General features: G+C 74.4%; 6 protein-coding genes. 4 read left to right on the plus strand and 2 right to left on the minus strand.

What is annotated here, in order from left to right:
- The first annotated feature begins 53 nt into the window (after positions 1-53).
- The gene (locus IF89_RS0128330; RefSeq protein WP_030774015.1) at positions 54-881 is read left to right on the plus strand and encodes an enoyl-CoA hydratase family protein; all 828 of its coding nucleotides are present in this window, start codon (positions 54-56) and stop codon (positions 879-881) included.
- Positions 882-887: 6 nt separating this feature from the next.
- On the plus strand, positions 888-3,143 hold the full coding sequence (locus IF89_RS0128335; protein ID WP_051807736.1) for a bifunctional salicylyl-CoA 5-hydroxylase/oxidoreductase: 2,256 nt from the start codon (positions 888-890) through the stop codon (positions 3,141-3,143).
- A 52-nt stretch (positions 3,144-3,195) separates the two neighbouring features.
- Here IF89_RS0128335 and IF89_RS0128340 read toward each other — a convergent pair whose 3' ends face one another.
- Both IF89_RS0128340 and IF89_RS0128345 read right to left on the minus strand, forming a co-directional pair.
- Positions 3,196-3,996: a PaaX family transcriptional regulator C-terminal domain-containing protein gene (locus IF89_RS0128340; RefSeq protein WP_030774019.1), complete on the minus strand. Its 801-nt coding sequence runs from the start codon at positions 3,994-3,996 to the stop codon at positions 3,196-3,198.
- Positions 3,997-4,000: 4 nt separating this feature from the next.
- Positions 4,001-5,650, minus strand: a complete 1,650-nt coding sequence (locus IF89_RS0128345) for an AMP-binding protein (protein WP_030774022.1) — start codon at positions 5,648-5,650, stop codon at positions 4,001-4,003.
- A 155-nt stretch (positions 5,651-5,805) separates the two neighbouring features.
- Here IF89_RS0128345 and IF89_RS0128350 point away from each other — a divergent pair, with 155 nt between their 5' ends.
- Both IF89_RS0128350 and IF89_RS0128355 read left to right on the plus strand, forming a co-directional pair.
- On the plus strand, positions 5,806-6,936 hold the full coding sequence (locus IF89_RS0128350) for an acyl-CoA dehydrogenase family protein (RefSeq protein WP_030774030.1): 1,131 nt from the start codon (positions 5,806-5,808) through the stop codon (positions 6,934-6,936).
- A complete protein-coding gene (locus IF89_RS0128355; protein WP_030774033.1) occupies positions 6,933-7,331 on the plus strand; it encodes a RidA family protein in 399 nt (132 codons plus the stop codon). The genes IF89_RS0128350 and IF89_RS0128355 overlap by 4 nt, the downstream gene beginning before the upstream one ends.
- Positions 7,332-7,702: the final 371 nt, after the last annotated feature.

Genomic DNA, 7,702 nt, shown 5'->3' on the forward strand with positions numbered 1-7,702 from the left:
CGCTTGTAGCGTTTATCTGACGGCGGTCAGAATCCGGTGATACCGTCGGTGGGGTGAGCCCCTTCACCGGTTCCACACCAGCGACCGAACGATGGCACCACCTGCGCCTCACCCGGCAGGACGGCGTCGCCACCGTCACCTTCGACCGCCCCGAGAAGATCAACGCACTCACCTTCGGCGCCTACGCCGACCTGCGCGACCTGCTCGCCGAACTGTCCCGCGAGCGCTCCGTACGCGCCCTCGTCCTGGGCGGGGAGGGCCGCGGCTTCTGCTCCGGCGGGGACGTCGACGAGATCATCGGCGCCACCCTCGCCATGGACACCGCCCAGCTCCTCGACTTCAACCGGATGACCGGCCAGGTGGTCCGCGCCATCCGTGAATGCCCCTTCCCGGTGATCGCCGCCGTCCACGGCGTGGCCGCCGGCGCCGGCGCCGTCCTCGCGCTCGCCGCCGACTTCCGCATCGCCGACCCCACCGCCCGCTTCGCCTTCCTCTTCACCCGCGTCGGCCTCTCCGGGGGCGACATGGGAGCCGCCTACCTGCTGCCCCGCGTCGTCGGCCTCGGCCACGCCACCCGCCTGCTGATGCTCGGCGAACCCGTCCACGCCGCCGAGGCCGAGCGGATCGGCCTGCTCAGCGAACTCACCGAAGAGGGCAAGGCCCACGTACGGGCCGCCGAACTCGCCGCCCGCCTCGCCGCGGGCCCCTCCCTCGCCCACGCCCAGACCAAGGCGCTGCTCACCGCCGAACTCGACATGCCGCTCGCCGCCTCGGTCGAGCTGGACGCGGCCACCCAGGCCCTGCTCATGAACGGCCAGGACTACGCGGAGTTCCACGCGGCCTTCACCGGGAAGCGGCCGCCGGAGTGGAAGGGCAGGTGACGAGCCGTGCAGCACGGCAGCGCACTGCGGGTCGCCGTCGTCGGCGGCGGACCGGGAGGACTGTACGCCGCCGCACTGCTGGCCCGCCGCGGCCACACGGTGGAGGTCTGGGAGCGCAACGCCCCGGACGACACCTTCGGCTTCGGCGTGGTCCTCTCCGACGAGACGCTCGGCGGGATCGAACGGGCCGACACCGTCGTCCACGCCGCCCTGAGCCGGGAGTTCGTCCGCTGGGACGACATCGACGTGGTCCACCGCGGACGGCTGCTGACCTCCGGCGGCCACGGCTTCGCCGCCATCGGACGGCGACGGCTGCTGGAGATCCTGCACGAACGCTGCGCCGGACTCGGCGTCCGCCTCCGCTTCCGCGCCGGGGCCCCCGACGTCACCGACCTGCGCGGCACCCATGACCTGGTCGTCGCCGCCGACGGCGTGCACAGTGCGATCCGCGAGGCCGACGCCGCCCACTACCGGCCGACTCTCACCCCCGGGCGCTGCCGCTACATCTGGCTCGCCGCCGACTTCGCCTTCGACGCCTTCCGCTTCGAGGTCGCGGAGACCGAGCACGGAGTCATGCAGCTGCACGCCTACCCGTACGCCGCGGACGCCTCCACCGTCATCGTCGAGATGCGGGAGGAGGTCTGGCGGGCGGCGGGCCTCGACCTGTGCGACGAGGACGAGTCGGCGGCCCGCTGCGCCAAGATCTTCAGCGAGGCTCTGCGCGGCCGGCCCCTGCGCGGCAACCGCTCGGCCTGGACGCAGTTCCGCACCGTCGTCAACGAGCGCTGGTCGCACGGCAACGTGGCCCTCGTCGGCGACGCAGCGCACACCGCCCACTTCTCCATCGGCTCCGGCACCAAACTCGCCGTGGAGGACGCCCTCGCCCTCGCCGAAGCCGTCGACACCGCCCGCGGGGACGTACCGGCCGCCCTCACCGCGTACGAGGCGGCCCGCCGCCCGGCCGTCGCCAGCACCCAGCGCGCCGCGGCCGCCAGCAGCCGCTGGTTCGAGGAACTCGCCGGATACGTCGACCAGCCGGCCCGGCAGTTCGCCTTCAACCTCCTCACCCGGAGCCGCCGCGTCACGCACGACAACCTGCGGCTGCGCGACGAGCGGTTCACCCGCGCCGTCGAAGCGGACTTCGGCTGCCCCGACGAGTCCACCCCGCCCATGTTCACCCCGCTCACCCTGCGCGGCCTCACCCTGCGCAACCGGGTCGTCGTCTCCCCGATGGACATGTACTCCGCCCGGGACGGCGTCCCCGGCGACTTCCACCTCGTCCACCTCGGCGCCCGGGCCCTCGGCGGTGCCGGCCTGGTCATGACCGAGATGGTCTGCGTCAGCGAGGACGGGCGCATCACCCCCGGCTGCGCCGGCCTCTACACCCCGGAGCAGGCCGCCGCCTGGCGCCGGATCACCGACTTCGTCCACACCTCGGCACCCGGCACCGCCCTCGGCGTCCAGCTCGGCCACGCCGGCCGCAAGGGCTCCACCAAGGTGATGTGGGAGGGCATGGACGACCCCCTCCCGAACGGCAACTGGCCGCTGGTCGCCGCCTCCGCCCTGCCCTACCGGCCGGGTGTCTCCGCGCTCCCGCGCGCCCTGGAACACGACGACCTGGCCGCACTGCGCTCCGACTTCGCGGCGGCCGCCGTCCGCGCCGCGGACTGCGGCTTCGACCTGCTCGAACTGCACTGCGCCCACGGCTACCTGCTCTCCGGCTTCCTCTCGCCCCTGACCAACCACCGCGACGACGCCTACGGCGGCTCCCTGGAGAACCGCCTGCGCTTCCCGCTGGAGGTCTTCGACGCCGTCCGCGCCGTCTGGCCCGAGGAGCGCCCCATGACCGTGCGCCTGTCCGCCACCGACTGGGCCCCCGGCGGTACCACACCGGAGGAGGCCGTGGAGATCGCCGCCGCCTTCGCCGCCCGCGGCGCGGACGCCATCGACGTCTCCACCGGCCAGGTCGTCGCCGACGAGGCCCCCGAGTACGGCCGCTCGTACCAGACCCCCTACGCCGACCGGATCCGCAACGCCCTCAACGTGCCCGTCATCGCCGTCGGAGCCATCTCCTCCTGGGACGACGTCAACTCCCTGCTGCTGGCGGGGCGCGCCGACCTGTGCGCCCTCGGCCGCCCCCACCTCTACGACCCCCACTGGACCCTGCACGCGGCCGCGGACCAGTCCTACGAGGGCCCGGCCGCCCCCTGGCCCGCCCCCTACCGCGCCGGCAGCCGCAAACCCCCCACGGGCCGCGGCTGACCCCCGGCCCCGCTCCCGCGGGCCCCCGGTCGGCTGCCGCCCGCACGACGCCCTACAGCTGCACGAACTCCGCGCCGGCGTCCCGCAGCCGGGCGTGCAGCTCCGCGAAGACGGCCGCCGCCCGGTCTCCCGGCCAGCCCGCCGGGAGCAGCTCGCGCGGCAGTCCCGGATCGGCGTACGGCAGGCGGCGCCAGCTGTCCAGGGCCAAGAGGTAGCCGCGGTAGGCCTCCTCGGGCGCCGGCCGGGGGCCCGTCTGCAGGGCCCGCAGGGCCGGTTCGTGCAGGTCGAGGAACTCCTCGTGCTGCTTGGCCAGCGCCGCCAGGTCCCACCAGCGGGCCACCGCCTCCGCGGTGGGGGCGAAGCCCAGGTGACTGCCGCGGAACAACTCCACGTACGGCGTCAGGTGCAGCCGCTCCAGTGTGTGGGCGGTCTCCTCCCAGAGCCGGGCCGGGGCGATCCACACGCCCGGCGCCACCGCGCCGAAGCCGAGCCCCGCCAGTCGGGAACGCAGCAGGTGCCGTTTGCTCCGCTCCTGCTCGGGCACGGAGAACACCGCCACCAGCCAGGCGTCCGACGCCTGCGGGCCGCCGTAGATCCGGCGGTCGCCGTCCTCCAGCAGCCGGCGCGCCCCGTCGGAGAGCTCGTACGCCGCCGCTCCGTCCGCGGCCCGCGCGGGCAGCAGGAAGCCGCGCCGCTTCAGCCGGGACACCGACGAGCGGACCGACGGGGCGTCCACACCGGCCGCGCCCAGCAGGCGGACCAGCGCGGACACCGGGACCGGCCCTTCGAAGGCCCGCCCGTAGGCGCCGTAGAACGTGACGATCAGGGATCGCGGAGTGTGCTGCTCGACCACGGCTTCACTCTAGGCCGTCACACCGCCGTCCTTGATCGCGCAACCGGAAACGCTGGAGCTTGCCCGTCGCGGTGCGGGGGAGCGCGGGGACGAAGACGAAGGAGCGCGGGCACTTGTGCGGGGCCAGTTCCGCCCGCATGAAGGCGCGCAGGGCGTCCTCCGTCAGCACCGCCCCCTCGCGGACCACTGTGTACGCGACGACGACCTGTCCGCGTCGCTCGTCCGGGCGGCCGACCACCGCGGCCTCCACGACGTCCGGGTGGCGCAGCAGGGCCTCCTCCACCTCCGGGCCCGCGATGTTGTAGCCCGCCGAGACGATCATGTCGTCGGCCCGGGCGACGTAGCGGAAGTAGCCCTCGGGGTCCCGCACGTAGGTGTCGCCCGTCAGGTTCCAGCCGCCCTTTACGTACTCCGCCTGCCGAGGGTCGGCCAGGTAGCGGCAGCCCACCGGCCCGCGCACGGCCAGCAGGCCCGGTTCGCCGTCCGGGACGGGCCGCCCGGCCCGGTCCACCACACGGGCCTGCCAGCCGGGCACCACCCGGCCGGTCGCGCCGGGCCGGACGTCCTCGTCGGCGGCGGAGATGAAGATGTGCAGCAGCTCGGTCGCCCCGATGCCGTTGATGATGCGCAGGCCGGTCCGCTCGTACCAGGCCTGCCAGGTCGCGGCGGGCAGGTTCTCCCCGGCCGAGACGCAGCGGCGCAGCGCGGACAGGTCGTACATGCCCACGTCGTACGGGCCGAGGGCGTCCAGCATCGTGCGGTAGGCGGTGGGCGCGGTGAACAGCACCGTCGCCCGGTGCTCCGCGAGTGCGGGCAGCAGCCGGCGCGGCACGGCGTCCTCCAGCAGCAGCGCGGACGCTCCGGCACGCAGCGGGAAGACGACGAGTCCGCCGAGGCCGAAGGTGAAACCGAGCGGCGGACTGCCCGCGAAGACGTCGTCGGGGCGGGGCCGCAGCACGTGGCGGGAGAAGGTGTCGGCGACGGCGAGCACATCGCGGTGGAAGTGCATGCAGCCCTTGGGCCGTCCGGTGGTCCCGGACGTGAAGGCGATCAGCGCGACGTCGTCGGCGGAGGTCGGGACGGCGGGGAAGGGGGCGTCGTGGCGCTCGGCGAGGCGCAGCAGGTCGTCCGGGGCGCCGCCGCCGTAGGCGGTGATCCGCAGGCCCGGGACCTCCGCCTTCACCAGGTCGTCCAGCACGTCCGCATGGCACAGGGCGTGCCGTACCCCGGCCATCTCGCACACCGTCGCCAGCTCCTGGGCGCGCTGCTGCGGGAGCACGGTGACGGCCACCGCGCCCGCCTTCATGACCGCGAGCCAGCAGGCGGCGAGCCAGGGGTGGGTGGGCCCGCGCAGGAGCACCCGGTTGCCGGGGACGACGCCGAGGTCGGCGGTCAGGACGTGGGCGATGCGGTCCACGCGCTCGCGCAGACCGCCGTACGTCCACACCTCGCCGGTGCCGTCGTACAGGGCCGGGCGGTCGGCGCCCGCGGGACCGAACCGGGCGATGGTGCCGTCGAGCAGCTCGGCGCCGCAGTTCAGCGAGTCCGGATAGGCCAGTTCGGGCAGATCGAAGAGGAGCTCCGGCCAGGCGTCCGGGGGTGGCAGACGGTCGCGGGCGAAGGTGTCGACGTGAGCGGAAGGCTTGAGGTCCAAGGCGGGTTCGCCCCCCTTGCAGCGGTCCGGAGCGGGGTGGAACGGGTGGGCCGGCCGTGCGGTCGTTTCTCCCGGCGACCGCCGTGAGGTACTCCTTGGAGCGTATCGTGATGGTGACGGCAGTCAACAGGACGCGATAGATGCGGGGATGTCCGATGACCGGATTCGCGCTCGGGGTGGACCAGGAGGAGTGGTGCGGGCGGTTGCGCGCACTGTCGGCGCAGCGGCTGAGGCCGCTCGCGGAGAAGGGGGAGCCGGGCCGGGTCAACAGGCCGCTGCTGGCGGAGCTGGGTGAACTGGGCCTGCTGGAGCGGGTGTTCACCTCAGGTGCACTGGAACTGTGTCTGCTGCGCGAGTCCCTCGCCTACGGCTGCACGGAGGCCGAGACGGCACTGGCCCTCCAGGGGCTCGGGGCGTATCCGGTCCTGCGGGCGGGGAGCGAGGAACAGCGCGAGCGGTGGCTTCCGCGGGTGCGGACGGGCCGAGCCGTGGCCGCCTTCGCGCTGAGCGAGCCGGCGGCGGGCTCGGACGCGGCGGCGCTGGCGCTCGCCGCGGAGCCGGATCCGGCGGGCGGATGGCGGCTGGTGGGGGAGAAGTGCTGGATTTCCAACGCCCCCGAGGCGGACTTCTACACCGTCTTCGCCCGTACGGGTGAAGGGCCGGGGGCGAGAGGGGTTTCGGCGTTCCTGGTGCCCGCGGACCGTGAGGGCCTCGGCGGGCAGCCGCTGGAGATGCTCTCCCCACACCCGATCGGGTCCCTCCGCTTCGACGGGGTCCCGGTCGGGCCGCAGGACCTGCTCGGCGAAGCCGGGCGGGGCTTCCGCGTCGCCATGGACACCCTGAACCTCTTCCGGCCCAGCGTCGGCGCGTTCGCGGTGGGCATGGCCCGGGCCGCGCTGGACGCGACGCTCGCCCACACGGCGGGGCGGACCGCGTTCGGCGGAACCCTCAGCGACCTCCAGGCGGTCGCCCACCGGGTGGCCGAGATGGCCACCCGCACGGAGGCGGCCCGGCTGCTGGTGTACGCGGCGGCGGGGGCGTACGACCGGGGCGCGGCGGACGTGCCGCGGCGCGCGGCGATGGCGAAGCTGCTGGCGACGGAGACGGCGCAGTACGTGGTGGACCAGGCGGTGCAGTTGCACGGGGCGGTCGCCCTGCAGCGGGGGCACCTGCTGGAGCACCTCTACCGGGAGGTGCGGGCGCCGCGGATCTACGAGGGGGCGAGCGAGGTGCAGCGCACGATCATCGCGAAGGAGCTGTACGGGGCGCTGGGGGCCGGGCGGTGAGCCTGGACCGGATCAACCCGGCGGAGTTGTCGCCGGCGACGGGTTTTTCGCACGCGGTGGTGGCCACGGGCGCACGGCTGGTGTTCCTGGCGGGCCAGACGGCGCTGGACGGCGCGGGAAAGGTGGTGGGGGAGACCCTCCCGGAGCAGTTCGAGACGGCCCTCGCGAACCTGCTGTCGGCACTGGCCGCGGCGGGCGGTGCGCCGGGGGATCTGGCGCGGGTGACGGTGTACGCGGTGGACGTGGCCGCGTACCGGGTGCATGCGGGTGAACTGGGCCGCATCTGGCGGCGGCTGGCGGGCCGTGACTATCCGGCGATGGCGGTGGTGGGAGTGGTGCGGCTCTGGGACGAGGCGGCGCTGGTCGAACTGGACGGGGTGGCCGTCCTCCCCTGACCCTCGGCTCCCGCCGGGGTGGCCGGTCCGGCCGGTGGCTGCCGGGGCGCTGCCCCGGACCCCGCGCCTCAAGCGCCGGCGGGGCTGGATTTTGCTGGTCGGTGTCGGTTCTGTGTGGGGTGGTGCCCCGCCGGAGTGTCTCCTCGGCTCGGCGCGTTCGAGCGATCGCGGTTGTACTCGGGGGTCGCGCGCTCGTCCTGCGGGGACACTCCGCCGTGTCCCCACCCCACCGCCCTCCACCGAAGCCGGCCTGCTTGGGGAACCCTCCTCGTCGCAGCCGGAGCGGGGACGGGCAGGGGTGTCCCCGCAGGACGAGGCGTCACCCCCGAGCACCACCGCGAAGTACGGCACCCGCCGAGCCGAGGAGACAC

Origin of the sequence: Streptomyces sp. NRRL F-2664 (assembly GCF_000719345.1) — a bacterium.
GTDB lineage: Bacteria > Actinomycetota > Actinomycetes > Streptomycetales > Streptomycetaceae > Streptomyces.